This is a genomic window from Roseovarius sp. (assembly GCF_040223625.1).
GTDB lineage: Bacteria > Pseudomonadota > Alphaproteobacteria > Rhodobacterales > Rhodobacteraceae > Roseovarius.
Genome location: NZ_JAVKFX010000008.1, coordinates 20,909 through 44,985, shown reverse-complemented (window position 1 = coordinate 44,985; position 24,077 = coordinate 20,909). Strand labels below are relative to the sequence as shown.

General features: G+C 67.5%; 21 protein-coding genes and 1 tRNA gene. 8 read left to right on the top strand and 14 right to left on the bottom strand.

Annotation, left to right across the window (positions count from 1 at the left end):
* Nucleotides 1–181: 181 nt before the first annotated feature.
* Nucleotides 182–2,092 carry an elongation factor G gene (locus RLN94_RS02185; RefSeq protein ID WP_350130498.1) on the top strand — a complete coding sequence of 637 codons (1,911 nt, stop codon included), beginning with the start codon at nt 182–184 and terminating at the stop codon, nt 2,090–2,092.
* Nucleotides 2,093–2,143: 51 nt separating this feature from the next.
* On the opposite strand, the gene hisA is transcribed toward RLN94_RS02185, so the two are convergent.
* A complete protein-coding gene (gene hisA / locus RLN94_RS02180) occupies nt 2,144–2,866 on the bottom strand; it encodes a 1-(5-phosphoribosyl)-5-[(5-phosphoribosylamino)methylideneamino]imidazole-4-carboxamide isomerase (RefSeq protein WP_350130496.1) in 723 nt (240 codons plus the stop codon).
* Between the two features lie 136 nt (nt 2,867–3,002).
* Between hisA and RLN94_RS02175 the strand changes: the two genes are divergently transcribed.
* Nucleotides 3,003–3,395: a DUF2147 domain-containing protein gene (locus tag RLN94_RS02175; RefSeq protein WP_350130494.1), complete on the top strand. Its 393-nt coding sequence runs from the start codon at nt 3,003–3,005 to the stop codon at nt 3,393–3,395.
* A 148-nt stretch (nt 3,396–3,543) separates the two neighbouring features.
* On the opposite strand, the gene hisH is transcribed toward RLN94_RS02175, so the two are convergent.
* From hisH to RLN94_RS02140, 7 genes are all read right to left on the bottom strand, one after another.
* Nucleotides 3,544–4,182 carry an imidazole glycerol phosphate synthase subunit HisH gene (gene hisH / locus RLN94_RS02170; RefSeq protein WP_350130492.1) on the bottom strand — a complete coding sequence of 213 codons (639 nt, stop codon included), beginning with the start codon at nt 4,180–4,182 and terminating at the stop codon, nt 3,544–3,546.
* 4 nt (nt 4,183–4,186) lie between these two features.
* Nucleotides 4,187–4,774, bottom strand: coding sequence for an imidazoleglycerol-phosphate dehydratase HisB (gene hisB, locus RLN94_RS02165; RefSeq protein ID WP_350130490.1), 588 nt, complete (start codon nt 4,772–4,774; stop codon nt 4,187–4,189).
* A gap of 78 nt (nt 4,775–4,852) precedes the next feature.
* A complete protein-coding gene (locus RLN94_RS02160; RefSeq protein ID WP_350130489.1) occupies nt 4,853–5,860 on the bottom strand; it encodes an LLM class flavin-dependent oxidoreductase in 1,008 nt (335 codons plus the stop codon).
* 131 nt (nt 5,861–5,991) lie between these two features.
* Nucleotides 5,992–6,066, bottom strand: a tRNA-Gly gene (locus RLN94_RS02155).
* A 95-nt stretch (nt 6,067–6,161) separates the two neighbouring features.
* Nucleotides 6,162–6,551 (bottom strand): MAPEG family protein, encoded by a 390-nt coding sequence (locus RLN94_RS02150; RefSeq protein WP_350130487.1) that lies wholly within the window; start codon nt 6,549–6,551, stop codon nt 6,162–6,164.
* Nucleotides 6,552–6,620: 69 nt separating this feature from the next.
* Nucleotides 6,621–10,064, bottom strand: coding sequence for a pyruvate carboxylase (locus RLN94_RS02145; protein ID WP_350130485.1), 3,444 nt, complete (start codon nt 10,062–10,064; stop codon nt 6,621–6,623).
* 211 nt (nt 10,065–10,275) lie between these two features.
* Nucleotides 10,276–11,457 carry an alpha-hydroxy acid oxidase gene (locus RLN94_RS02140; protein ID WP_350130483.1) on the bottom strand — a complete coding sequence of 394 codons (1,182 nt, stop codon included), beginning with the start codon at nt 11,455–11,457 and terminating at the stop codon, nt 10,276–10,278.
* A gap of 659 nt (nt 11,458–12,116) precedes the next feature.
* On the opposite strand from RLN94_RS02140, the gene RLN94_RS02135 reads away from it, so the two are divergent.
* Nucleotides 12,117–14,462, top strand: a complete 2,346-nt coding sequence (locus RLN94_RS02135; protein ID WP_350130480.1) for an ATP-dependent helicase — start codon at nt 12,117–12,119, stop codon at nt 14,460–14,462.
* A gap of 293 nt (nt 14,463–14,755) precedes the next feature.
* On the opposite strand, the gene RLN94_RS02130 is transcribed toward RLN94_RS02135, so the two are convergent.
* The 3 genes from RLN94_RS02130 to yghU all read right to left on the bottom strand — a co-directional run bounded on the left by RLN94_RS02130 (nt 14,756) and on the right by yghU (nt 16,858).
* Nucleotides 14,756–15,007: a DUF7218 family protein gene (locus RLN94_RS02130; protein ID WP_350130478.1), complete on the bottom strand. Its 252-nt coding sequence runs from the start codon at nt 15,005–15,007 to the stop codon at nt 14,756–14,758.
* Between the two features lie 124 nt (nt 15,008–15,131).
* A complete protein-coding gene (locus RLN94_RS02125) occupies nt 15,132–15,842 on the bottom strand; it encodes an NYN domain-containing protein (protein WP_350130476.1) in 711 nt (236 codons plus the stop codon).
* 146 nt (nt 15,843–15,988) lie between these two features.
* Nucleotides 15,989–16,858, bottom strand: coding sequence for a glutathione-dependent disulfide-bond oxidoreductase (gene yghU / locus RLN94_RS02120; RefSeq protein ID WP_350130474.1), 870 nt, complete (start codon nt 16,856–16,858; stop codon nt 15,989–15,991).
* A 242-nt stretch (nt 16,859–17,100) separates the two neighbouring features.
* On the opposite strand from yghU, the gene RLN94_RS02115 reads away from it, so the two are divergent.
* Together RLN94_RS02115 and RLN94_RS02110 are read left to right on the top strand one after the other, a co-directional pair.
* The gene (locus tag RLN94_RS02115) at nt 17,101–17,466 is read left to right on the top strand and encodes a hypothetical protein (RefSeq protein WP_350130472.1); all 366 of its coding nucleotides are present in this window, start codon (nt 17,101–17,103) and stop codon (nt 17,464–17,466) included.
* A gap of 149 nt (nt 17,467–17,615) precedes the next feature.
* A complete protein-coding gene (locus RLN94_RS02110) occupies nt 17,616–17,954 on the top strand; it encodes a hypothetical protein (protein WP_350130470.1) in 339 nt (112 codons plus the stop codon).
* A gap of 76 nt (nt 17,955–18,030) precedes the next feature.
* Here the strand turns inward: RLN94_RS02110 and RLN94_RS02105 are convergent, their stop codons facing one another.
* The gene (locus RLN94_RS02105) at nt 18,031–19,143 is read right to left on the bottom strand and encodes an S-(hydroxymethyl)glutathione dehydrogenase/class III alcohol dehydrogenase (RefSeq protein ID WP_350130468.1); all 1,113 of its coding nucleotides are present in this window, start codon (nt 19,141–19,143) and stop codon (nt 18,031–18,033) included.
* A 133-nt stretch (nt 19,144–19,276) separates the two neighbouring features.
* Between RLN94_RS02105 and RLN94_RS02100 the strand changes: the two genes are divergently transcribed.
* Together RLN94_RS02100 and RLN94_RS02095 are read left to right on the top strand one after the other, a co-directional pair.
* On the top strand, nt 19,277–19,534 hold the full coding sequence (locus RLN94_RS02100) for an I78 family peptidase inhibitor (RefSeq protein WP_350130466.1): 258 nt from the start codon (nt 19,277–19,279) through the stop codon (nt 19,532–19,534).
* 194 nt (nt 19,535–19,728) lie between these two features.
* Nucleotides 19,729–21,384 (top strand): Y-family DNA polymerase, encoded by a 1,656-nt coding sequence (locus tag RLN94_RS02095; RefSeq protein WP_350130464.1) that lies wholly within the window; start codon nt 19,729–19,731, stop codon nt 21,382–21,384.
* Nucleotides 21,385–21,394: 10 nt separating this feature from the next.
* On the opposite strand, the gene RLN94_RS02090 is transcribed toward RLN94_RS02095, so the two are convergent.
* Both RLN94_RS02090 and mnmC2 read right to left on the bottom strand, forming a co-directional pair.
* Nucleotides 21,395–22,264 (bottom strand): DMT family transporter, encoded by an 870-nt coding sequence (locus RLN94_RS02090; protein WP_350130462.1) that lies wholly within the window; start codon nt 22,262–22,264, stop codon nt 21,395–21,397.
* Between the two features lie 11 nt (nt 22,265–22,275).
* Nucleotides 22,276–22,953: a tRNA (5-methylaminomethyl-2-thiouridine)(34)-methyltransferase MnmC2 gene (mnmC2, locus tag RLN94_RS02085; protein ID WP_350130460.1), complete on the bottom strand. Its 678-nt coding sequence runs from the start codon at nt 22,951–22,953 to the stop codon at nt 22,276–22,278.
* A gap of 84 nt (nt 22,954–23,037) precedes the next feature.
* Between mnmC2 and RLN94_RS02080 the strand changes: the two genes are divergently transcribed.
* A complete protein-coding gene (locus RLN94_RS02080; RefSeq protein ID WP_350130458.1) occupies nt 23,038–24,075 on the top strand; it encodes an NAD(P)/FAD-dependent oxidoreductase in 1,038 nt (345 codons plus the stop codon).
* Nucleotides 24,076–24,077 lie beyond the last annotated feature (2 nt).

Genomic DNA, 24,077 nt, shown 5'->3' with positions numbered 1-24,077 from the left:
CGCGTGCCGCCGCGATGGCCGACAGTGGCAGGACCGAGACCGTCGAAACAGGGGCCGACTGCCATGTCAGGCCGTGACCGGCGGGAAGGGCAGATTGCAGGCGAGACAGGGTCGCGGTGGCGATGGCCACCTCTCCTTTGTTCGGGCAGCGCAACGCTGGCTTGAAACAGGGAGGAACATCATGCGGGTCTTTACGGTTCTCGGACCATCGCAATCCGGTAAATCGACATTGGTGGAGGGGCTGATCGGGCTGGAGGAGCAGCGCGCGCAGGTGCTCGACATTCCCGGCGTGGCGAAGGTGAGCCAGTTCGGTTTCATGGGCGATGACTGGACGGCGGTGGATATCGCGGGCGGCGCGGAAAACCTGTCGACGGCGGGGCCCGCGCTGGCGGGGAGCGATGCGGCGGTGCTCTGCGTCGGGGCCGATCCCGAGGCCGCGGTGCTGGCGGCCCCCTATTTCCGGGTGATCGAAGAAGCAGGGGTTCCCTGCTTTCTTTTTGTGAACCGGGTCGATGCGGCGGCGGGCCGGATGAGCGAGGTGATCGCGTCGTTGCAGGTCTATTGCCGGCACGGGATTGCGTTGCGGCAGGTGCCCATTCGTGTGGATGGGCAGATCGTGGGGGCCGTGGACCTGATATCAGAACGGGCCTGGCAGTACCAGGAGGGCAAGCCCTCGGCGCTGGTGGAAATCCCCGACAGCGTGGCCAGCCGCGAGCAGGAGGCGCGGGAGCATTTACTGGAGGCGCTGGCGGATTTCGATGACGGGCTGATGGAGCAGCTGATCGAGGACAAGCAGCCGCTGACCGAGGATGTCTATCACACGGCGACGAGCGTGTTGCAGCATCACGATCTGGTGCCCGCGCTGATGGGCTCGGCCGAGCATCGCAACGGGATGCTGCGGCTGATGAAGTCGCTGCGGCACGAGGCCCCGGGGGTCGAGGTGGCCTGCGAGCGGCTGTCGGAGGGCGCGAAGCCGGTGGCCGTGGGGCTGCTGGCTGATCACGTGAAGCACCTGGGCAAGACGGTGATGATACGGGCGCTGGGCGATGGCGTGGGCAATGGCAAGAGCCTTGGGGGCAAGGCGGTGGGGAGCATCACCGGGCTCGATGCAAAGTCGCCCCTGCCGGAGCTGGCGCCGGGGGAGGTGGGGCTGACGATGAAGTCGGATCACCTGAAGGCGGGGGAGGTTTACGAGGCCGGCGCGGCGCATCCGTTGCCGGCGTGGGCCAGCGCGCATGAGCCGGGGTACCGGCGGCTGATCGAGCCCGCGCATGAGCGGGATGAGGCAAGGCTGTCCTCGGCGCTGGAGCGGTTGTCGGAAATCGATACCGGGATACGGGTCGAGCAGGATGCGCAGTCGGGTCATGCCGTGCTCTGCGGGCAGGGGCCGCAGCATTTCCGGCGGCTGGCCGCGAAGCTGGCGGACGGGTTCGGGATCGAGGTGACGGAGCATCACGTGCCCCCCGCCTATCGCGAGACGATCCGCAAGCCGGTCTCGTGCCATCACCGGCACCGGAAACAGTCGGGCGGGGCGGGGCAGTTCGCCGACGTGGTGATCGACGTGGCACCGCTGGCCCGCGGCGGGGGGGAAACCTTCGACGAGGTGGTGAAGGGCGGCGCCGTGCCGCGCAACTATATCCCGGCGGTGGAGGCCGGGGTGCGCGATGCGCTGAGCGAGGGGCCGAACGGGTATCCCGTGGTCGATGTGAGCGTGACGCTGAAGGACGGCAAGCACCATTCGGTCGACAGTTCCGACTTTGCCTTTCGCACCGCGGGGAAGAACGCGATGAAGGAGGCGATGGCGGAAAGCGGGGCGACGGTGCTGGAGCCCATTGCGCAGGTGCTGATCCATGTGCCGTCGGTCTATGCCGGGGGCTTGGTGCCGACGATCTCGGGGATGAAGGGGCAGGTGATGGGGTTCGAGGGTCACCCGACCGCTGCCGGGTGGGACGTGTTCCGCGCGATGCTGCCGATGACGGCTTTGGACGAGCTGACGCAAACGCTTGCGAGTGCGGCAAGGGGGACGGCTTGGTTTACGGCGGAGTTCGACCACTACACGGAAGTGCGGGCGGAGGAGTTGGCGAAGGCTTGATCGGCTTGGGCTGATTGTGGCGCGAGGCCCCGGCTCGGGGGCCGGGGCGGGTTACGGACTGAGGGCGGCGAGGGCTTCCTTCAGGTCGAGCGCGCCGTCGTAGAGGGCGCGGCCGGAGATGGCGCCGTCGAGCGGTGCGCCGCAGTCGCGGAGGGCCAGCAGGTCGTCGAGGCTGGAGACGCCGCCGGAGGCGATGACCGGGATCGAGACGGCATTGGCCAGTGCTGCCGTGGCCTCGATGTTCGGGCCCTGCATGGCGCCGTCGCGGTTGATGTCGGTGTAGATGATCGCGGCGACGCCGGCGTCTTCGAAGGAGCGGGCGAGGTCGGTGACCTGCACGTCGGTTTCCTCGGCCCAGCCGCGGGTGGCGACGAGGCCGTTGCGCGCGTCGATGCCGACGGCGACCTGGCCGGGGAAGGCGCCTGCCGCTTCACGCACGAGGGCGGGGTTTTCCACCGCCACGGTGCCGAGGATGACGCGCTTGAGGCCCTTCTTCAGCCAGCGCTCGATGGTGGCCATGTCGCGGATGCCGCCGCCGAGCTGGGCGGGGACGTTCACGCGCTCGAGGATCGCCTCGACCGCCGCGGCGTTCACCGGCTCGCCCGCGAAGGCGCCGTTCAGGTCGACGAGGTGCAGCCATTCGCAGCCCGCCTCGACGAATTGCGCGGCCTGGCTGGCCGGGTCGTCGTTGAAGACGGTGGCCTTGTCCATTTCGCCTTTGAGCAGGCGGACGGCCTGGCCGTCCTTGAGGTCGATCGCGGGGTAGAGGATCATCGGTCGGGCCTTCCCTGAAGTGTCGCGCGGGCTTTGGCATGACGCTGCGAAAAATGCAACGCGACCCGACGTCAGACTTGATCGGTCGCGGGATGGGCCCTCAAGCTGGGGCCATGTTTTCAAGGGAGGAGAACCTATGCGAAAACTCGGAATGATGATCGGCGCGCTTTGCGTGAGCGCGGGCGCGGCCTTCGCCGACCCGGTGGAAGGCACGTGGAAGACCGAGCCGGGCGACACCGGCGGCTATCTGCATGTCAACGTCTATGCCTGCGGCGAGGCGATCTGTGGCGCGATCCGCAAGGCATTCGACGCGCAGGGCCAGTCGAACGACAGTTACGAGCACCTCAACAAGCGGATGCTGTGGGACATGGAGGCGGAAGGCGGCGGCCAGTATGGCAACGGCAAGATCTGGGCGCCGGACCGGGGCAAGACCTACAATTCGAAGATGTCGCTGAACGGGAACACGCTGACCGTCGAGGGCTGTGTCGCGGTGTTCTGCCGGGGGCAGACCTGGACGCGGGTTCAGTGATCTGACTGGGGTTTGGGGGCGCTGCCCCCGCCGCCGCAAGCGGCGACTCCCCCGGAGTATTTGGACCAAGAAGAAGCCGGGGCGGTGTGCTCCGGCTTTCACTTTTCCGGAAATACTCCCGCCGGAGGCATAGAGTCTCTTTTGGGGCTCAGGGTGCCCAGCGGAGGAAGTTCGCGATCATGCGCAGGCCGGTGGACTGGCTTTTCTCCGGGTGGAACTGGGTGCCGACGATGTTGTCGCGGCCGATGACGGCGGTGACGTCGCCGCCATAGTCGCAATGGGCCAGGCGGTGGGCCGGGTCTGCGACCTCGAACTGGTAGGAATGGACGAAATAGGCGTGGTGGCCGGTGTCGATGCCCTCGAAGATCGGGTGGGGGTGGTCGATCACGAGGTCGTTCCAGCCCATGTGAGGGATCTTGAGCGAGGGGTCCGAGGGCGCGATGGCGGCGACGGTGCCGGGGATCCAGTCGAAGCCGGCGGTCTCGGTGTATTCGAGGCCGCGCGTCGCCATCATCTGCATGCCGATGCAGATGCCCATGAAGGGGCGGCCGCCTTTGATGACCGCTTCCTCGATCGCCTCGAACAGGCCACGATGGTCGTAGAGTTCCTTCTGGCAGGCCGGGAAGGCGCCGTCGCCGGGCAGGACCACGCGGGAGGCGCGGCGCACGGTGTCGGGGTCGGAGGTGACGGCCACGGCGCCGGCGCCGGTCTCGGCCGCCATGCGCTGGAACGCCTTCTCGGCCGAGTGCAGGTTGCCGCTTTCGTAATCGACGATGACGGTGGTCATGGGGCTACAGCGCGCCCTTGGTCGAGGGGATCGCGTCGGCCTTGCGCGGGTCGGTCTCGACCGCGTCGCGCAGGGCGCGGGCGACGGCCTTGAACGCCGCCTCGGCGATGTGGTGGCTGTTGAAGCCGTGCAGCGCGTCGACATGGAGCGTAATGCCGCCATGGGTGCTGAGCGCCTGGAAGAATTCGCGGACGAGCTCGGTGTCGAACGTGCCGATCTTGGGGGTGGGCAGGTCGACGTTCCAGACGAGGAACGGCCGGCCCGACAGGTCGAGCGCGGCGCGCACGAGGGCGTCGTCCATCGGCAGGAGACAGGCGCCGTATCGGGTGATGCCTTTCTTGTCGCCCACGGCGTCGCGCAGGGCCTGGCCAAGGGCGATGCCCACGTCCTCGACGGTGTGGTGGTCGTCGATATGCAGGTCGCCGGAGCAGCGGATCTTCATGTCAATCAGCGAATGGCGCGCAAGCTGATCGAGCATGTGGTCGAAGAAGCCCACGCCCGTTTCGTTGTCATACTGGCCGGTGCCGTCGAGGGCGACGGTGACGTCGATCTCGGTTTCCGCCGTCTTCCGGGTGATCTGGCTTGTGCGCATCGTTGAATCCGTCAGTGGTTTCGCGCCCTTATAGGGGCGCGGGAGGCGCAGGCCAAGGGCGAGTTCGGGCGGCGGAGGTCAGGCGGCGGCGGGTTGGGCGCGCATGTCGGTCAGGATCTCGGCGGCGATCTCGAAGGAGCGGAGGCGGGCGGCGTGATCGTGGATCATGCCGGTGACCATCAGCTCGTCGGGCTGGAAGGTGTCGATCAGGGTGCCGAGCTGTTGCCGCACGCGGTCGGGGGAGCCGGTGGCGGAGCAGGAGAGCGCCTCGCGGACCTGGGCGAGGACCGGCGCGGGGATTTCCGCTTCGACATTCTCGACCGGGCGGGGCAGCTTGCCCGGCTTACCGGTTCTGAGACGGGCGAAGGCGAGGATCTGGGAGGAGCGGTGAAAGGTGGCCTCCGCATCGGTATCGGCCGCGCAGACGCCGGCGGCCATCATCAGGTGGGGTTTGTCGAGGAATTCCGACGGGCGGAAGGTCTGGCGGTAGGTCTCGATCGCCTGTTCCAGCATGGCGGGCGCGAAGTGGGAGGCGAAGGCGTAGGGTAGACCCAGATAGGCCGCGAGCTGTGCGCCGTAGAGGCTGGAACCGAGGATCCAGACGGGCACATGGGTGCCGGTGCCGGGGATGGCGCGGACGGTGGCATTGTCGGGCATGTCGCCGAGATAGGCGATCAGCTCCTGCACGTCCTGGGGGAAGCTGTCTTCGGGGGCCATGTGGCGGCGGAGCGCGCGGGCGGTGGCCATGTCGGTGCCGGGCGCGCGGCCGAGGCCCAGGTCGATGCGGTTCGGGTAGAGGGTGGCGAGCGTGCCGAATTGCTCGGCGATCACCAGAGGGGCATGGTTGGGCAGCATGATGCCGCCCGCACCGATGCGCATGGTGCTGGTGGCGGCGGCGACGTGGCCGATCACGAGGGAGGTGGCGGCGCTGGCGATGCCGGGCATGTTGTGATGCTCGGCCAGCCAGTAGCGGTGGTAGCCGAAGCGCTCGGCATGTTGGGCGAGATCGACCGTGCCCGCCAGCGCGTCGGCGGCGGTTTTCCCCTCGGGGACGGGGGAGAGGTCGAGGAGCGAGAAATTCTGCATGAGGGGGCCTCCGTTCCCGGTGAAGCTAATCATCGCGGGGGGAGAGGCCAAGGGTGGAGGTGGGGAGAAATCCGGCGACCCCACGGCACACGGGCCGGGGTGGGCCTAGTCTGATCTGTGGGAAGAAGAATTGGAGCGGGTGATGAGATTCGAACTCACGACATTTACCTTGGCAAGGTAACGCTCTACCCCTGAGCTACACCCGCATCCTTGAGTGAGGCGTGAGATATAAAGACTCGGGCGGCGCTGCAAGGGGAAAATGCAGCGGGGGGCAGGATTTTTCGGCGGAAAGCGGCGGGTTTCAGAAGAGGGCGTGGCCGATCAGGCCGAGGGCCGTGACGATGAACGTGGTGAAGGTGAGGACCATGCCGGCCTGGCGCAGGCGCGGGATCTGGGGGGTGGACCCCATGCCGTAGGCGTGGAGGAGGCGGCCGGCGAGAAGGGCCAGCCCGAGCAGGTGCAGTATCCAGAGCGGGGCGCCCTGCAGCTCGGCCAGCAGCAGGAGGATCACGCCGAAGGGGGCGTATTCGACGCAGTTGGCCTGTACCCGGATGCGTTTCTGGAGGGCCTTGTCCTCGCCGTCGCCGAGGGAGATGCGGGCCGAGACGCGGTAGAAGATGACCCGGAAGCTGAGGAAGACCAGCAGGAGGGCGAGAAGGCCGGCGTAGAGGGGGGTGGCGGTGAGGGGCAAGGGCGCGGTCTCCTGTCTCGGTTTCCGGCCGAGGGTAGCGCGCCCCTGCGCAGGTGCAAGTGGGCGTGGTTATTCCAGCTCGATCATCAGGTCCTTGGCGTCGATCTGGCTGCCGGGCTGGACGTGGATGGCCTTTACCGTGGCGTCATGCTCGGCATAGATGCCGGTTTCCATCTTCATCGCCTCGATGGTCAGCAGCGCGTCGCCATCCTTGACCTTCTGGCCGACCTGCACGGAGACGGAGGCCACGACGCCCGGCATCGGCGCGCCGACATGGTTGGCGTTGCCCGCCTCGGCCTTGGGGCGCTGGGTGGTCTGGGACTTGACCATGCGGTTGGGCACGCGGATCACGCGGGGCTGGCCGTTGAGTTCGAAGAACACGCGCACGTCGCCGTCTTCGTTGGTCTCGCCCACGGCCTGAAGCAGGATCTCCATGGTCTTGCCCGGGTCGATCTCGACGCTGATCTCCTCGCCCGGTTCCATGCCGTAGAAGAAGGTCTTGGTGGGCAGGGTGCGGACCGGGCCATAGGTGCGGTGGCGGCCCATGTAATCGAGGAAGACCTTGGGATACATGAGATATCCGTTTAAGTCCTCGCTGTCGACGGACTTGCCTTCCAGCTCCTTGACCAGCTTGTCGCGGGTTTCCTCGAAATCGACCGGTTCGAGGTGCTTGCCGGGGCGCTCGGTGTTGGGTTTCTCGCCCTTGAGCACCTTGTCGACGATCTTGTCGGGGAAGCCGCCCGGGGGCTGGCCGAGATTGCCGCGCATCATGTCGATGACGGAATCGGGGAAGGCCACGTCGGTGTCGGGGTCTTCGACCTGGTCGCGGGTGAGGCCCTGGCTGACCATCATCAGGGCCATGTCGCCGACGACCTTGGAGGACGGGGTGACCTTGACGATATCGCCGAACATCTTGTTCACGTCGGCATAGGTCTGGGCGACCTCGTGCCAGCGTTCCTCGAGGCCGAGGGAGCGGGCCTGGGCCTTGAGGTTGGTGAACTGGCCGCCGGGCATTTCGTGGAGGTAGACCTCGGAGGCGGGCGCCTGAAGCCCGGCTTCGAAGGCCACGTACTGGGCGCGGACATGTTCCCAGTAGTTCGACAACGCCCGGACATGGGCGATGTCGAGCCCGGTGTCGCGCTCGGTATGGGCCATCGCTTCGACGATGGAGCCGAGGCAGGGCTGGGAGGTGCCGCCGGAGAAGGCATCCATCGCCGCATCGACCGCATCGACGCCGGCATTGGCCGCCGCGAGGATGGTGCCGCCGGCGATGCCGGAGGTGTCATGCGTGTGGAAGTGGATGGGGATCGAGACCTCGTCCTTGAGCGCGGTGATGAGCTGGCGGGCGGCGGCGGGTTTCAGCAGGCCCGCCATGTCCTTGAGCCCGAGGACGTGGGCGCCGGCGGCCTCCATCTCCTTGGCCATCGAGACGTAGTACTTGAGGTCGTACTTGGCGCGGTCGGGGTCGAGGATGTTGCCGGTGTAGCAGATCGTGCCTTCGCAGATCTTGCCGGTGTCGATGACCGCGTCCATGGCGACGCGCATGTTCTCGACCCAGTTGAGGCTGTCGAAGACGCGGAAGACGTCGACGCCGGTTTCGGCCGCCTGGCGCACGAATTCCTGCACCACGTTGTCGGGGTAGTTGGTGTAGCCCACCCCGTTGGAGGCGCGGAGCAGCATCTGGGTCAGCAGGTTGGGCATGGCGGCGCGCAGTTCGCGGAGGCGTTGCCACGGGCATTCCTGCAGGAAGCGGTAGGCCACGTCGAAGGTCGCGCCGCCCCAGCATTCGACCGAGAAGAGCTGCGGCACGTTATGGGCATAGGCGGGCGCCACCCGGATCATGTCGATCGAGCGCATGCGCGTGGCCAGCAGCGACTGGTGCCCGTCACGCATGGTGGTGTCGGTCAGCAGCAGGCGATCCTGCGCCAGCATCCAGTCGGCCACCGCCTTGGCGCCCTGCTCTTCGAGCAGGGTCTTGGTGCCGGGCGGCGGCGTATCGGTGTCGAGCTTCGGCGCTTTCGGCACCGGCGCGTCGGCCTTGGGCTTGGCCCGGCCTTGGGTTTCCGGGTGACCGTTCACCGTGATGTCGGCGATGTAGGTCAGCACCTTGGTGCCCCGGTCGCGCCGCTTGGCGAACTGGAAAAGCTCCGGTGTCGTGTCGATGAACTTGGTGGTGTATTCGTTCGACAGGAAGGTCGGGTGCTTCAGCAGATTCTCGACGAAGGCGATATTGGTGGACACACCCCTAATACGGAATTCACGCAACGCACGGTCCATCCTGGCGATGGCGGCCTCGGGGGTTTGCGCATGGGCCGTGACCTTGGTCAGGAGCGAATCGTAGTACCGCGTGATGACCCCGCCGGAATAGGCGGTGCCGCCGTCGAGCCGGATGCCCATGCCGGTGGCCGAGCGGTAGGCGGTGATGCGGCCATAGTCGGGTATGAAGTTGTTGAGCGGATCCTCGGTGGTGATCCGGGTCTGGAGCGCGTGACCGTTCAGCGTGATCTCTTCCTGGCTGGCCTTGCGGGTGGCCTCGGCCAGGGTCTTGCCCTCGGCGATCATGATCTGGGCCTGCACGATGTCGATGCCGGTCACCTCCTCGGTGACGGTGTGTTCGACCTGCACGCGGGGGTTCACCTCGATGAAGTAGAACCGGTCGGTTTCCATATCCATCAGGAACTCGACCGTGCCGGCGCATTCGTAGTTCACGTGCTTGCAGATCTTGTAGCCAAGCTCGCAGATCTCGGCGCGCTGGGCGTCGGTGAGATAGGGGGCGGGGGCGCGTTCGACGACCTTCTGGTTGCGGCGCTGGACCGAGCAGTCGCGCTCGAACAGGTGGTACATGTGGCCGTGCTTGTCGCCGAGGATCTGGACCTCGACATGGCGGGCGCGGGTGATCATCTTTTCGAGATAACCCTCGCCGTTGCCGAAGGCGGCGAGCGCCTCGCGGCGGCCTTCGAGCACCTTTTCCTCAAGCTCTTCGGGCTTGGTCACGGGCCGCATGCCGCGGCCGCCGCCGCCCCAGGAGGCCTTGAGCATCATCGGGTAGCCGATCTCCTCGGCCTGCTTGCGGATCTTGTCCATATCCTCGCCCAGCACCTCGGTGGCGGGGATGACGGGCACGCCGGCCTCGACCGCGACGCGGCGGGCGGAGGCCTTGTCGCCAAGGGCGCGCATGGTTTCGGCCTTGGGGCCGATGAAGGTGATGCCGTTCTCGGCGCAGGCGTCGACGAAATCGGGGTTTTCCGACAGGAGGCCATAGCCCGGGTGGATGGCGTCGGCGCCCGAAAGCTTGGCGACGCGGATGATCTCGTCGATGGAGAGGTAGGCCTGGACGGGGCCCAGCCCTTCGCCGATGCGATAGGCCTCGTCGGCCTTGAAGCGGTGGAGGGAGAGCTTGTCTTCCTCGGCGAAGACGGCGACCGTGCGCTTGCCCATTTCATTGGCCGCGCGCATCACGCGGATCGCGATTTCGCCGCGGTTGGCGATGAGGATTTTCTTGAAGTCAGCCACCGGCCCGCCCTCCTGACATGCAGTCCATTTCCGGTGGTGCCGCCCCCGCGCGCAATGAAATTGCCGCAGTGCAGCACCGCTTTGCGCATCTTGTAAGATTTGTGAAAGCTTTGCGCAATGGTGGTGCGCGGCGAATTACCCTTTCGCGAGAAATCCTGCCCGTTCGGGGAGGGGGAATTACCCGGTGTGTGGCTAGGTAAAGGGCCTGTTATCAGTCGGTTGGCCTGGGGGTACAGGCCGGGGCTATGGGCGTGGCGGGCCGGGCAATGACCCGGTCGCGCACCTCTGTCAGGGTGCGGATGCCGAGCTGGCCCATGTTGGCCTGAAGGTCGGATCTGAGGATCTGGGCGAGGTGGTCGGGGCCGGCGGGGCCGAGGGCGGCGAGCGCATAGTGCCAGCCGCGGCCCATCATCACGTAATCGGCGCCAAGGGCGATGGCGCGGAGGATGTCGAGCCCGCCCTCGACGCCGCCGTCGAAGACCAGCGGCAGGGAGGTGGCGGCGCGGACCAGCGGCAGGGCGTCGATGGTGGCCGGCGCCGCGTCGAACTGGCGGCCGGCATGGTTGGAGACCCAGAGCGCGTCGACGCCTTCTTTCTCAAGGCGCTGGGCGTCGTCGGGGTTGAGGACGCCCTTGACGATGAAGGGGCCATCCCACGCGTCGCGGAGCCAGCGCAGGTAGTCCCAGTCGGGGGAAGTTCGGAGCAGGTAGCCCGCGTGCTTGTTCGACGGCAAGCCCTTGGTATTGGGGGCATAATCGTCGATCATCCGCATCCTTGGCATGCCGCGTTTCGCCATGCCGAGGGCCCAGGCGGGGCTGGTGGCGATGTGGGCGAGGAGGCGGGGGGTGATCCGGGGCGGCTGGGTCAGGCCGGAGCGGACCTGGCGTTCGCGGCGGGAGCCCACGGGGACGTCGACGGTGAGGATGAGGGTGCGGAAGCCGGCGGCTTTCGCGCGTTTCAGCATGTCGATGCGGATCTCGGGGTCGCGGGGCGGGTACATCTGGAACCAGCCGTGATCGCCCAGCACCGGCTGGACGTCTTCCGGGGTCTGGCTGGCGACGGTGGAGAGGCCGTAAGGGATGTTGGCGGCGGCCGCGGCGCGGGCGAGGTGGCGCTCGGCATCGGGCCAGACGAGGCCGGACATGCCGACCGGCGAGATGCCGACGGGAAGGCCGTAAGTTGTTCCGAGGAAAGAGATTTCCGTGGAGCAGTCCATCTCGCCATGGAGGATGGAGGGCATGAGCTGGACCGCGTCGAGGCCGGTGCGGTTGCGGCGGGTCGTGGCCTCGGTGCCGGTGCCGCTGTCGAGGAATTCCCAGACGAAATGCGGCAGGCGGCGGCGGGCGCGGGCGCGCAGGTCGGAGAGGGCGGGATATGCGGTGTCGAGGCTCATGGGAGAGAGCGATAGCAAGCGGCGGCGGTGGGCGGAAGAGGGGAAGTGGAGGGGGCCGGTTTCTGCGATGCGGCGCGAATCAGGGTTAACGGCGTTGTTTTGAAGGGATTTGGACGTCGGTATCACGTCGGTATTTTGTCGGTATCGCGTCGGTGCGGGGGGCTGGGACGGCGATGGTTGATGTGGCGTACCGGGCGCAACGGGCGAGATGTTGTGTGGGGCGCAAGGGGGGTGGGCGGAATTTGCGCAAATTCCGGGGCAAGAAAATGCGAATTTTCTTGCCCGTTTCCGCGTGGAAAACGGGGGCGGAGGCTCGGTGGGGTGGCGCGAGGTCCCGGCTCGGGGGCCGGGACGGGTGGGCGTGTGTTGCGGGCGGCGGGGGTACGGATTGGCGCTGGTCCGGCGCGTGTTGCGCGGGGCCGGGGGCGGGGGATCGAGTATTTTGGGAACAGTGAATGTGCGGGGGGTGTGGGGGGTCGCGGGTGTGGTGTGTGGGGGGAGCGGGGGGTTGAGTATTTCGGGAAAGGTGAAGCGGGGATGGGGTTTGGAGTTGCGAGCGCAGGAGGGGTGATGTGCGGGGTGGAAAAACTTGTCGGCGGGTCGGAACACTTGCAGAACATCGGCTTTCCCTCGGTGGCGTTGCGCGCTATTCTGGGAGCATGAGCAGTTTCGACGAGTCCGACGCCTTCGAGGGCGCTTCGCTGGCCGCCCGCGCGATGGCGGCGCGGCCTGCGCCGTACCTGGATGATCTCAACCCCGCGCAGCGGGAGGCGGTGGAGGCGCTGGACGGGCCGGTGCTGATGCTGGCGGGCGCCGGGACGGGGAAGACCAAGGCGCTGACGACACGGCTGGTGCATTTGCTGAACACCGGGCGGGCAAGGCCCAACGAGATATTGTCGGTGACCTTCACCAACAAGGCGGCGCGGGAGATGAAGAGCCGCGTGGGCCGGTTGCTGGGCGAGACGGTGGAGGGGATGCCGTGGCTGGGCACGTTCCACTCGATCTGCGTGAAGCTTCTGCGGCGGCATGCGGAATTGGTCGACCTGAAGTCGAACTTCACGATTCTCGATACGGATGACCAGTTGCGGCTGTTGAAGCAGCTGGTGCAGGCGGCGGGGATCGATGACAAGCGCTGGCCGGCACGGCAGCTGGCCGGGGTGATCGACCACTGGAAGAACCGGGCGTGGACGCCGGAGAAGGTGCCGGCCGGGGAGGCTTCGGCCTATGACGGCAAGGGCGTGGCGCTGTACCGGCAGTACCAGGCGCGGCTGCGCGAGCTGAACGCGGTCGATTTCGGCGACCTGCTGTTGCACATGGTGGTGATTTTCCAGACCCACGAGGACGTGCTGAAACAGTACCAGCGGTGGTTTCGGTATATCCTCGTCGACGAGTACCAGGATACCAACGTGGCGCAGTATTTGTGGCTGCGGCTGCTGGCGGGGGGGCACAAGAATATCTGCTGCGTGGGCGATGACGACCAGTCGATCTATGGCTGGCGCGGGGCCGAGGTGGGCAACATCCTGCGGTTCGAGAAGGATTTCCCGGGTGCCACCGTGGTGCGGCTGGAGCAGAATTACCGCTCGACGCCGCATATCCTGGCCGCCGCGGGGGGCGTGATTTCCGGCAACAAGGGGCGGCTCGGCAAGGAGCTTTGGACCGAGGTCGACGAGGGCGAGAAGGTGCGCCTGATCGGCCATTGGGACGGTGAGGAGGAGGCGCGCTGGATCGGCGAGGAGATCGAGTCGATGCAGGGCGGGACGCGGGGGATGCGGCCGTTTTCGCTGGACGAGATGGCGATTCTCGTGCGGGCGAGCCACCAGATGCGGGCGTTCGAGGATCGGTTCCTGACGATCGGGTTGCCCTACCGGGTGATCGGCGGGCCGCGCTTCTACGAGCGGATGGAGATCCGCGATGCGATGGCCTATTTCCGGCTGGTTGTGAGCCCGGCGGATGATCTGGCGTTCGAGCGGGTGGTGAACACGCCGAAGCGGGGGCTGGGCGACAAGGCGCAGCAGAAGATCCAGCTGACGGCGCGGCGGAATGGCGTGTCGTTGGTGGAAGGGGCCGCGATCCTGCTGGAGGAGAAGGGGATTTCCGGCAAGGGGGCGGCGGAGCTGGGCCGGCTCATCGAGGGCTTGCGGCGCTGGGGCCGGATGGCGGGCGACCCGAGCATGAGCCATATCGAGCTGGCCGAGGTGGTGCTGGACGAGAGCGGCTACACGGAGATGTGGCAGAACGACAAGACGCCTGAGGCGCCGGGGCGGCTGGAGAACCTCAAGGAGCTGGTGAAGGCGCTGGAGGGGTTCGAGAACCTGCAGGGGTTTCTGGAGCATGTCAGCCTGATCATGGACAACGAGAGCGAGGAGCAGGGCGAGAAGGTGTCAATCATGACGCTGCACGCCGCCAAGGGGCTGGAGTTTCCGGCCGTGTTCCTGCCGGGCTGGGAGGACGGGTTGTTTCCGTCGCAGCGGTCGATGGATGAAAGCGGGCTGAAGGGCGTCGAGGAGGAGCGGCGGCTGGCCTATGTGGGGATCACGCGGGCCGAGGAGCTGTGCACGATCTCCTTTGCCGGGAACCGGCGGGTCTACGGTCAGTGGCAGAGCCAGATGCCGTCGCGGTTCATCGACGAGTTGCCGGAGGATCACGTCGAGGTGCTGACGCCGCCGGGGCTTTATGGCGGGGGCTATGGCGCCGCCGGGCTGGGCGGCAGCGGGATCGAGACGCGGGCGGCGGAGGCGGACGGGTACAACTCGCCCGGCTGGCGGCGCTTGCAGGCGCGGGCCGGGCAGAGGCCGCTGAGCCAGCCGAGGGAATCGAAGGCGAGCGTGATCGACGCGCAGGCGGTGAGCAGCCACACGGTGGGCGAGCGGGTGTTTCACCAGAAGTTCGGATACGGGGCCATCATCGCGATCGAGGGCGACAAGCTGGAGATCGATTTCGAGAAGGCGGGGGTGAAGAAGGTGGTGGCGAAGTTCGTCAGCGGGGCGGACGATATTCCGTTTTGAGTTGATGGTTTGCGCGAGGGGCGAGGCCCCGGTTCGGGTGGTGTTTGCGGGCCCGGTGGTGGGTTTCATCCACCCTACGCGACATGAGTATTTCCAGAAAGATGAAAGCGCGGGGCGTGGTGGCGCGCGCCCCGGCGCGAGGCCCCGGCTCGGGGGCCGGGGCGGGGTGGTTTTGGGTGGCTCGGTGGTGGGTTTCACCCACCCTACGGGACATGGGTATTTCCGGAAAAGTGAAACGGGCGGGGAGCGGTGGTGTGGACGCTCCCCGGGCCTCGTCTCGGTGCGGGTGAGGGTCAGCCGCGGAGGGCCTTGATCAGCTCATCCTTGCTCATGTCGCTGCGGCCCTCGATGCCGATCTCCTGGGCCTTGTCGTAGAGCTCGTCCTTGGTCCAGTCCTCGTAGGGCGGGTTCTTGCCGCCCTTCTTCGAGGGTTTCTGCTTGTCGTTGGCCTGGGCGTTGGCGATGCGGGCGGATTTTTCCTTGGAGTAGCCCTGGTCGCGCAGTTCCTTGTACGTGTCTTCGTCCTTGATGCTCGGGTTGGGCATGGGGTGGCTCCTGTGACGGTGGGTTCGTAGGGAAACGCGCCGCCGGGCGAAGCGGTTCCGCCGGGAGGCGTGGCCGGCGGGGGACGGCCGGGCGTGTCCTTTCGGTATCTACCGTCGCGGCGTCTCAGTCGACCCGGCGGACGAGGAGCTGATTGCCGGGGCCGGTCTTGGTCTCGAACACCTTCAATTCCTTCACCAGGTCGGAGAGCTTCTTCTTGCCGTAGGTCCGCGTGTCGAAATCGGGCTTGTCGGCCTGGATCTGCTGGCCGATGCGGCCCAGGGGGAACCAGTCGTCGTCCTGGTCGATCTTTTCCATCGCGTCGGTGATCAGCTTGCGGGCCTCGCCCACGCGGCGGTTGTCGAGGCTCTGCTCCTTGCCGCGGGTGGAGGCGGTGTCGTCGGCGATGTTCTCGATCGCGACGAAGCGGTTGCAGGCGTTCTTGAGCGCGTCGGGGGCCTTGGCCTCGCCGATGCCGATCACGGTCAGGCCCTGTTCGCGGATGCGGCTGGCGAGGCGGGTGAAATCGCTGTCGGAGGAGACCAGCACGAAGCCGTCGAAATGGCCGGCATGCAGGATGTCCATCGCGTCGATCACCAGCCCGATATCCGAGGCGTTCTTGCCCTTGGTGTTGGCGGTCTGCTGGTGCTGGACGAGGCCGAGCTTCTGGGCGGTCTTGGTCCAGCCCGAAAGCTGCTGGTTGGACCAGTCGCCATAGACCCGGCGCAGGCCCGGCTCGCCGTAGGAGGTGACCTCTCGCAGGATCGCCTCGGCGTATTTCGAGGGGACGTTGTCGGCGTCGATGAGGACGGCGAGGAGCTGGGATTTCTCGGGCATGGGGGGCCTCCTTTACCGGGGACCATGCCCGATTGCGGCGTCGGCGGAAACCGGAAACCTTGGGGCAGGCCGATAGCGGGGGGTGAAATGCGACCGGCCACCGCCGGGGAGGGCGGTGGCCGGGGCGTGATGGTCCGGGGGCAGGATCAGGCGTTTTCGCCGATCTTGTCCTGTGTCTTCGTGTCGAAATCGCTGGCGTCGTGGCGTTCGTGCAGTTGCTCGTGCGGCTCGCCGAAGGTCCGGTTGACCATCCGGCCGCGCTTGACCGCCGGGCGGGCGTCGATCTTCTTGGCCCAGGCCATCACGTTCTCGTATTCATGGGTGCTGAGGAAGGTCGCCGCGTCGCCATAGGCCCGGCCAAGGGTCAGGTTGCCGTACCAGGGCCAGATCGCCATGTCGGCGATCGAGTATTCGTCGCCGGCGATGAAGGGTTTCTCGGCAAGTTCGCGGTCGAGCACGTCGAGCTGGCGCTTGGCTTCCATGGCGTAGCGGTTGATGGGGTATTCGTATTTCTCGGGCGCGTAGGCGTAGAAATGGCCGAAGCCGCCGCCGAGGAAGGGGGCGCTGCCCATCTGCCACATCAGCCAGTTGATCACTTCCGTGCGTTTCGGCCCGCTTTCGGGCAGGAAGGCGCCGAACTTCTCGGCCAGGTGCATCAGGATCGAGCCGCTTTCGAAGACCCGCAGGGGCGTGTCGCCGGTATGGTCGACCATGGCCGGGATCTTGGAGTTGGGGTTGATCTCGGTGAAGCCGCTGCCGAACTGGTCGCTTTCGCCGATCTGGATCAGCCAGGCGTCGTACTCGGCGTCGTGGCCGGCCTCGAGCAATTCCTCGAACATGATCGTGGTCTTCACCCCGTTGGGCGTGGCGAGCGAGTAGAGCTGGAACGGATGCTTGCCGACCGGCAGTTCCTTGTCGTGGGTCGGGCCGGCGATGGGGCGGTTGGTCGAGGCGAATTTTCCGCCGTTCTCCTTGTCCCAGGTCCAGACCTTGGGCGGGGTGTAGGTATCGGTCATCTTTCGCTCCTTCGGATGTGGGTTTCCCCAGAGGTAACCGGTTGAGGACCCGATGCAAGGTGCATGAATGCACAGCTACCGCTGCACGGGCTGCGGTTTGCCGCCGACAGGGTGGGCCGGTTCCCGCCCATCACGCAATAACGATCAACTCACACAAGCGTGTCATTGGCCCTTCCGGGCGGTGACGCGCGGGCCCATTTCAGACACCCGGGCCACCCCCATCCCGGAGATAGGAGAGTGTCATGAACATCATTCGCAAACGCCTTCTGGCCGGTGTCACCGCGTCCGCAGTGGGTGTGGCCGGTCTCGTCGGCCTGTCCGCCGCGCCGGCCCATGCCGATAACGATACGGCCAAGTACATCGCCGGCGCTGCCGCCGTGGCGATCATCGGTGCCGCCATCGCCGATTCCAGCAATGACCGGTATTACGATCCGGGTTACGCGACCCGCGACCGGTATTATGGCGGCCACAACCGGTACAGCCGGCACCACGGCTATAACCGGCACCACCGCAATGGCTATCAGCGGGCCTACAACCAGGGCTATCGCGACGGCGCCAACCGCCATCGCAGCTATGGCTATGGCAGCCACAAGGTCTACGACCGGTAAACCCAATGCACCGGGGCCGGGCGAGCCGGCCCCGCAGCATCCTGCCGATCCCCCGGCCTATCCTTGCCGGGCTTGGCTGGCCGCGATGGTGGCTCATATGATCGTTTACGCGGGGTGTACCCGCGCCATTCGCCGAATGGGAGACCACCATGAAATTCACGATACGGAAGACGTTTCTCGCTGCGGCCGCCGCAGCTTTCGTCGTGTCGGCAGGGCCGGGCGCCACGCCGGCCATGGCCGACCCGAACTTTTCGAACATCGTCAATCAGTTCATCGGCCACGCCATCGATCGGCACGACCGTCGCGGGTTCGACCGCGGCTATCGCCGGGCCGAAAGGGTGTACCGGCATCGCGGGTATGACCGCCACCACCGCCACGTGCGGCGGCATTACGAGACGCCCTACGAGCGCCAGCTTCGCGGCATTTACAACCCCCGCTATGACATCAACCCCATGATGCAGAACAATTACTGGGGCAACCGCCACTGACGCCTTGTAGCGAAACGAGATGGGCGCCCCGGTCTCCCGGCGCGCCCGCTGCGATTGTCGGGTCGCGTCCCGCTGATCAGTAGACCACGACGCTGCGGATCGACTCGCCCGCGTGCATCATGTCGAAGCCCTTGTTGATTTCGTCGAGCTTGAGGGTGTGGGTGATCATCGGGTCGATCTCGATCTTGCCCTGCATGTACCAGTCGACGATCTTGGGCACGTCGGTGCGGCCGCGGGCGCCGCCGAAGGCGGTGCCTTTCCAGACCCGGCCGGTGACGAGCTGGAACGGGCGGGTGGAGATTTCCGCGCCGGCGGGGGCCACGCCGATGATGATGCTTTCACCCCAGCCCTTGTGGGCGGATTCCAGCGCCTGGCGCATGACGGTGACGTTGCCGGTGGCGTCGAAGGTGTAATCGCCGCCGCCGCCGGTCAGTTCGACAAGGTGGCCGACGATGTCGCCCTTCACCTCGTTGGGATTGACGAAATCGGTCATGCCGAACCGCTTGGCCATCTCGACCTTGCCGGGGTTGAGGTCGACGCCGACGATCTGGTCGGCGCCGGCCAGCCGCAGGCCCTGGATCACGTTGAGGCCGATGCCGCCCAGGCCGAAGACGATGCAGCGCGAGCCGAGTTCCACCTTGGCGGTGTTCATCACCGCGCCGATGCCGGTGGTGACGCCGCAGCCGATATAGCAGATCTTGTCGAAGGGTGCGTCCTTGCGGACCTTGGCGAGCGCGATCTCGGGCAGGACGGTGTGGTTCGAGAAGGTGGAGCAGCCCATGTAATGCAGGATCGGGGTGCCGTCGGTCATCGAGAACCGGCTGGTGCCGTCGGGCATGACGCCCTGGCCTTGCGTCGAGCGGATCGCCTGGCAGAGGTTGGTTTTCGGGTTGAGGCAGTATTCGCATTCGCGGCATTCGGGGGTGTAGAGCGGGATCACGTGATCGCCCGGCTCGAGCGAGGTGACGCCGGGGCCGACCTCGACCACCACGCCCGCGCCCTCGTGCCCGAGGATCGCCGGGAAGGCGCCTTCGGGGTCGGCGCCCGAGAGGGTGAAATCGTCGGTATGGCACAGGCCCGTCGCCTTGATCTCGACCAGGACCTCGCCGGCTTTCGGGCCGTCGAGATTGACCTCCATGATTTCCATCGGCTTGCCCGCTTCGAGGGCGACGGCGGCGGTGGTGCGCATTGATTGTTCTCCCAATTCGATCTGCCGCGACTTTGGGCGAAAGCCGGGCGGTTTTCAATAACGTGCGGGCGGTCTTGAAAGCGGCCAGCCCCGTGACGACTTCAGTCTTGCACAGAAATGGAAGGACGGCACCATGCGCTTCGCGACACTCATACTGGCACTTGCGGCATTGGGCGCCTGCATGCCCGAAGGCGGGGAGGACGACACCGCCTCGGCCTGCGGCGCGGACGCGCTTCAGCCGCTGGTCGGCACCCAGGTGGAAGAGCACGATTTCGCCGACGGCACGCGGATCATCCCGCCGGGTACGGCGGTGACGATGGATTTCCGCGCCGACCGGCTGAACGTGGAAACCGATGAAGGCGGGACGATCACGCGGATCTACTGCGGCTGATTTTCTGGCCGGCGTTGCGCAGTGAGTATTTCCGGAACAATGAAAGCGGGGTGCGCGCCCGGCTTTCATTGTTCCGGAAATACTCATTGCGCGCCGCTTACCTCGCGCGGTGCCGTGAGGGGAGGACTCGACTCGGGGCGGGGTGCGGCCTAGGCTGGAACAAAACATGAACATGAGTGTTCGCCGCTGCCGCCATGCCTGTTCGCCGTATCCTTTCCGTCTGGTTTCCCCGGCTCGGGGCCGAGCGCCTGTTGCGGCGTGCGGCCCCGCCGGAGGAGGTGCCCTTTGCCGTGGTGCGCGATACCGGGCAGATGCAGGTCTTGTCCTCGCTGTCGGCGGCGGCCGAGGCGGCGGGGCTGCGCGTGGGCCAGCCGCTGCGCGACGCGCATGCGATCTGCGGGCAGCTGGCGACGCGGTTGCAGAACCCGCAGGCGGAGGCGGATTTCCTGAAGGCGCTGGGCCGCTGGGCGGGGCGGTTTTCCCCTTGGGTGGCGGTGGACGGGCCGGATGGGCTGATGATGGAGGTGACCGGCTGTGCGCATCTCTTCGGCGGGGAAGAGGCGATGGTGGCGCGGATGGTCGAGGAGGCCGGCGCCCTGGGGCTGAGCGCGCGCTGCGGGCTGGCCGACACGGTGGGCGCGGCCTGGGCGCTGGCGCGCTATGCCGGCGTGGCGCCGGGGCATGCGCGCTCGGGCGATGCCATCGACCAGGAGGCGCGGGCGACCCGGTCACGGGCGGCGAAGAAGCGGCATTGGGAGCGGGGCGGGGCCGCGCCGCTGCCGGGGGGCGGGGGGACCGAGCTGCCGGGGATCGCGCCGCCGGGCAAGGCCTATACGCTGCTGGCGCCGCTGCCGGTGGCCGCGCTGCGGCTGGAGCCGGGGGAGGCCGAGGCGCTGGCACGGGTCGGGCTGCGCCGGGTGGGCGACCTCTTGGGCCAGCCGCGCGCGCCGCTGGCGCGGCGGTTCGGGCGGGGGCTGGTGCTGCGGCTGGACCAGGCGGTGGGGGCGGCGCCCGAGCCGGTCTCGCCCGCGAAGGAGGCGCCGCGTTTCGCCACAAGGCTGACCCTGCCCGAGCCGATCGGGTTGACGGACGACATGCTGGCCGCGCTCGACCGGCTGGTGCCGCGGCTGTGCGAATTGCTGCGCGACAAGGGGCAGGGCGCGCGGCGGGTGAGGCTGCAGGCGTGGCGGGTGGACGACACGATGCAATGGCTCGATGCCGGGCTGGCCCGCGCCGCGGACGAGCCCGAGCGTATCCGCCCGCTGCTGGCGCACCGGATCGACGAGATCGACGCGGGGTTCGGGATCGACATGCTGCGGCTGGAGGCGGTGCAGACCGAGGCGCTGCATCCCCGCACCATGACCGGCCACGTGGAGGCGACCGCCGCCAACCGCGCCCGGCTGGAGGGTGGCGCGCGGATGGACGACCTGCTGGGCCGGATCGGCGGGCGGCTGGGGATGGAGGCGATCACCCGGCGCCACCCGGTGGGCAGCCACATGCCCGAGAAGACCGCGCAGGTGATGGCCGCCGCGTGGTCGGAGCCTGCCGGGCCGTGGCCCGCCCCGCCCGCGCCGCGCCCGCTTTTGCTGTGGCGGCCCGAGCCGGTGATGGCGCCGGATGCCCCGCGGCTGGCGGGGGAGTTCCGCTGGCGCGGGCGCACGCACCGGCTGGCCGAGGCGCGGGGGCCGGAGCGGATTGCGCCGGAATGGTGGCTGGACGATCCCGACTGGCGCAGCGGGCTGCGGGATTACTGGCAGGTGGTCACCGAGGGGGGCGAACGGCTGTGGCTGTTCTATGCCCATGGCGCCGCGCTGAGCTCCGGCTGGTTCTGCCAGGGGCGGTTCGCCTGAGGCCGTGGCGTCAGGCCTTGGAGCGGCGTTCGCGCCAGAGGGTGAAGAGCCCCGCCGCCACGATCAGCGCCGTGCCGAGCGCGACGTTCATGCGGACCGATTCGTTGAACACGAGGATGCCGAGGATGCTGGCGAAGACGAGCTGGAGATAGGCGAAGGGCTGGACCGCGCTGGCCTCGGCCAGTTCGTAGCACTTGATCAGCGTGTAATGCCCCAGCGCCCCGGTGATGCAGAGCAGGATCATCCAGGTCCAGTCGGAGCCCGTCATCGGTTCCCAGAACCATGCGCCGACGGCGGTCATCGCGACCATGCCGACCGTGCCGGTCCAGAAGAAGCTGGTGGCGGCGCTGTCGCGCAGGCCGACATAGCGGGTGAGCAGGCCGTAAAGGGCGAACATCAGCGCGGCGATGAGGGGGACGACCGCCTCGGGCTGGAAGACGCCGAAGCCGGGTTCGAGGATGATGAGGATGCCCAGGAACCCGACGCCGATGGCGACCCAGCGGCGCCAGCCGACGCGTTCGCCCAGCACCGGGCCGGAGAGCGCCGCGATCAGCAGCGGGTAGCACGCGAAGACCGCGTGGCTTTCGACCAGCCCCAGAAGGGTGAAGCCGAAGACCATGACGCAGATCTCGGCCACCAGCAGCAGCGCGCGGAAGCCCTGCACCCAGGGCACCGCGCTGGCCGCCGCCGCGCGCAGGCCGCCGGCCTTGCGGCTGGCCACGGAAATGACAAAGGCCGCGAAGAACCAGTAGCGGATCATCACCACCATGTAGACGTTGTATTCCGCCGCGAGGTGGCGCGAGAGCCCGTCCTGGGCCGCGAAGATGAAGGTGGTCGCGACCATGAACAGGATGCCGGCGCGGGTGTTCTGTTCGCTCATGGGAGACGCTTTCAGGATGCGGGTTTCACGGCACGGGTCATGTGCCTTTTTCGGCCATAGCCGGGAATGCGGGTGACTTCAAACCCTGCGGATTGCAGCCCGCGGCGGACGAAGCCAGCGGCGGTGTAGGTGGCCGCGGTGCCGCCGGGGGAGGTGTGGGCGAAGACCTGTTGCATCAGTGGCTCTTCCCAGAGTTCCGGGTTCCGCGCCGGGGAGAAGCCGTCGAGGAACCAGGCGTCGGCGCTGCGCTGCCAGTGGGGGAGCGTGGTGCGGGCATCGCCGGTGACGAGGCGGAAATCGAGGTCTGCCAGCGTGATGTACTCGGCGCCCCAATGGGGGGCGAGGTCGGCGGCAAGGGGGGCGAGTTCGGGGAAGGCGCCCTGAGCGCGGCGCATCTCTTCGGGGGTGATCGGGTAGGCCTCGAAGCTGGTGTAGCGCAGCATCCCCTCCTGCCCACTGGCGCGCCAGGCCTGAAGGGTGGCGAGCAGGTTGAGGCCGGTGCCGAAGCCCAGTTCCGCCACGTGGAAGCCGAAGCGGAAGCGGTCGGGCAGGTCGTTGCCCGACAGGAAGACGTGGCGGGTTTCCTCGAGCCCGTTCTCGAGGCTGAAATAGGGATCGTCGAAGCGCGTCGAGACCGGCACGTCGTCGCGCCAGTCGAGCGGTGTGGAAGGCTCCGGGGGCGGGGTCACGGGCGTCCTTTCATGGCCCGGGCGGATATACAGCGGTTGGCGCCCGTGCGATACTTGGGGCGACACTGCAAAGGAGCGGCGGAAATGGCAAGGCCGGACGTCACGGTGATGGGCGCGGGCATCTTCGGGCTGTCGATCGCGTGGGCCTGTGCGAAGGCCGGCGCGCGGGTGCAGGTGATCGACCCGCACGGGCCGGGGGCGGGGGCCTCGGGCGGCGTGGTGGGGGCGCTGGCGCCGCATGTGCCGGAGAACTGGAACGACAAGAAGGCGTTTCAGCTGGAGAGCCTGCTGATGGCCGGGGCGTTCTGGGCGGATGTGGCAGCGGCGTCTGGCATTTCGGCGGGGTATGGCCGGCTGGGGCGGTTGCAGCCGATCGCGGATGAGCGCGGGCTGGAGATGGCAAGGGCGCGGGAGGTGACGGCCAAGGCGTTGTGGGGCGATGCCGCGGTGTGGGAGGTGATCGCGCCGCCCGGGGATAGCTGGGCGCCGGTGTCGCCCACCGGCTACGTGATCCGCGATACGCTTTCAGCGCGGATGCATCCGCGGCGGGCCTGCCAGGCGCTGGCGGCGGCATTGCATGCGCGCGGCGCGTGGCTGGTGAAGGAGGGGGTGCCCGATGGCCGGGTGGTGCATGCCACCGGGGTGGCCGGGCTGGAGGAGCTGTCGCGAGAGACGGGGCGCGCCGTGGGCAACGGGGTGAAGGGGCAGGGGGCGCTTCTGCATTTCGCCGCGCCCAATGCACCGCAGCTTTTCGCGGACGGGATTCACGTGGTGCCGCACGAGGACGGGACGACGGCGATCGGGTCGACCTCGGAACGGGAGTTTGACGATCCGGTGTCGACGGACGAGAAGCTGGACGAGGTGATCGAGCGGGCGATGCGGGCGGTGCCGGTGCTGCATGGTGCAAGGGTCGTGGAGCGGTGGGCCGGGCTGCGGCCGCGGGCGAAGTCGCGGGCGCCGATGCTGGGGGCGCATCCGCTGAGGCCGGGGGAGTTCATCGCCAACGGGGGGTTCAAGATCGGCTTCGGGATGGCGCCGAAGGTGGCGCAGGTGATGGCGGCGCTTATATTGGACGGGAAGGACGGGATCCCGGAAGGGTTCCGCCCGGAGGCATCGCTTTGAAG

Bases quoted from the DNA above. Each gene is read 5' to 3' on its own strand.
- RLN94_RS02140 (WP_350130483.1), bottom strand. From the start codon at position 11,457: ATGAGCCTCGACACCGCATATCCCGCCCTCTCCGACCTGCGCGCCCGC.
- RLN94_RS02105 (WP_350130468.1), bottom strand. From the start codon at position 19,143: ATGCGCACCACCGCCGCCGTCGCCCTCGAAGCGGGCAAGCCGATGGAA.
- RLN94_RS02175 (WP_350130494.1), top strand. From the start codon at position 3,003: ATGCGAAAACTCGGAATGATGATCGGCGCGCTTTGCGTGAGCGCGGGC.
- RLN94_RS02160 (WP_350130489.1), bottom strand. From the start codon at position 5,860: ATGCAGAATTTCTCGCTCCTCGACCTCTCCCCCGTCCCCGAGGGGAAA.
- RLN94_RS02135 (WP_350130480.1), top strand. From the start codon at position 12,117: ATGAGCAGTTTCGACGAGTCCGACGCCTTCGAGGGCGCTTCGCTGGCC.
- RLN94_RS02100 (WP_350130466.1), top strand. From the start codon at position 19,277: ATGCGCTTCGCGACACTCATACTGGCACTTGCGGCATTGGGCGCCTGC.
- hisH (WP_350130492.1), bottom strand. From the start codon at position 4,182: ATGACCACCGTCATCGTCGATTACGAAAGCGGCAACCTGCACTCGGCC.
- RLN94_RS02090 (WP_350130462.1), bottom strand. From the start codon at position 22,264: ATGAGCGAACAGAACACCCGCGCCGGCATCCTGTTCATGGTCGCGACC.
- RLN94_RS02125 (WP_350130476.1), bottom strand. From the start codon at position 15,842: ATGCCCGAGAAATCCCAGCTCCTCGCCGTCCTCATCGACGCCGACAAC.
- RLN94_RS02080 (WP_350130458.1), top strand. From the start codon at position 23,038: ATGGCAAGGCCGGACGTCACGGTGATGGGCGCGGGCATCTTCGGGCTG.
- hisA (WP_350130496.1), bottom strand. From the start codon at position 2,866: ATGATCCTCTACCCCGCGATCGACCTCAAGGACGGCCAGGCCGTCCGC.
- RLN94_RS02110 (WP_350130470.1), top strand. From the start codon at position 17,616: ATGAAATTCACGATACGGAAGACGTTTCTCGCTGCGGCCGCCGCAGCT.
- hisB (WP_350130490.1), bottom strand. From the start codon at position 4,774: ATGCGCACAAGCCAGATCACCCGGAAGACGGCGGAAACCGAGATCGAC.
- RLN94_RS02130 (WP_350130478.1), bottom strand. From the start codon at position 15,007: ATGCCCAACCCGAGCATCAAGGACGAAGACACGTACAAGGAACTGCGC.
- RLN94_RS02095 (WP_350130464.1), top strand. From the start codon at position 19,729: ATGCCTGTTCGCCGTATCCTTTCCGTCTGGTTTCCCCGGCTCGGGGCC.
- yghU (WP_350130474.1), bottom strand. From the start codon at position 16,858: ATGACCGATACCTACACCCCGCCCAAGGTCTGGACCTGGGACAAGGAG.
- RLN94_RS02185 (WP_350130498.1), top strand. From the start codon at position 182: ATGCGGGTCTTTACGGTTCTCGGACCATCGCAATCCGGTAAATCGACA.
- RLN94_RS02115 (WP_350130472.1), top strand. From the start codon at position 17,101: ATGAACATCATTCGCAAACGCCTTCTGGCCGGTGTCACCGCGTCCGCA.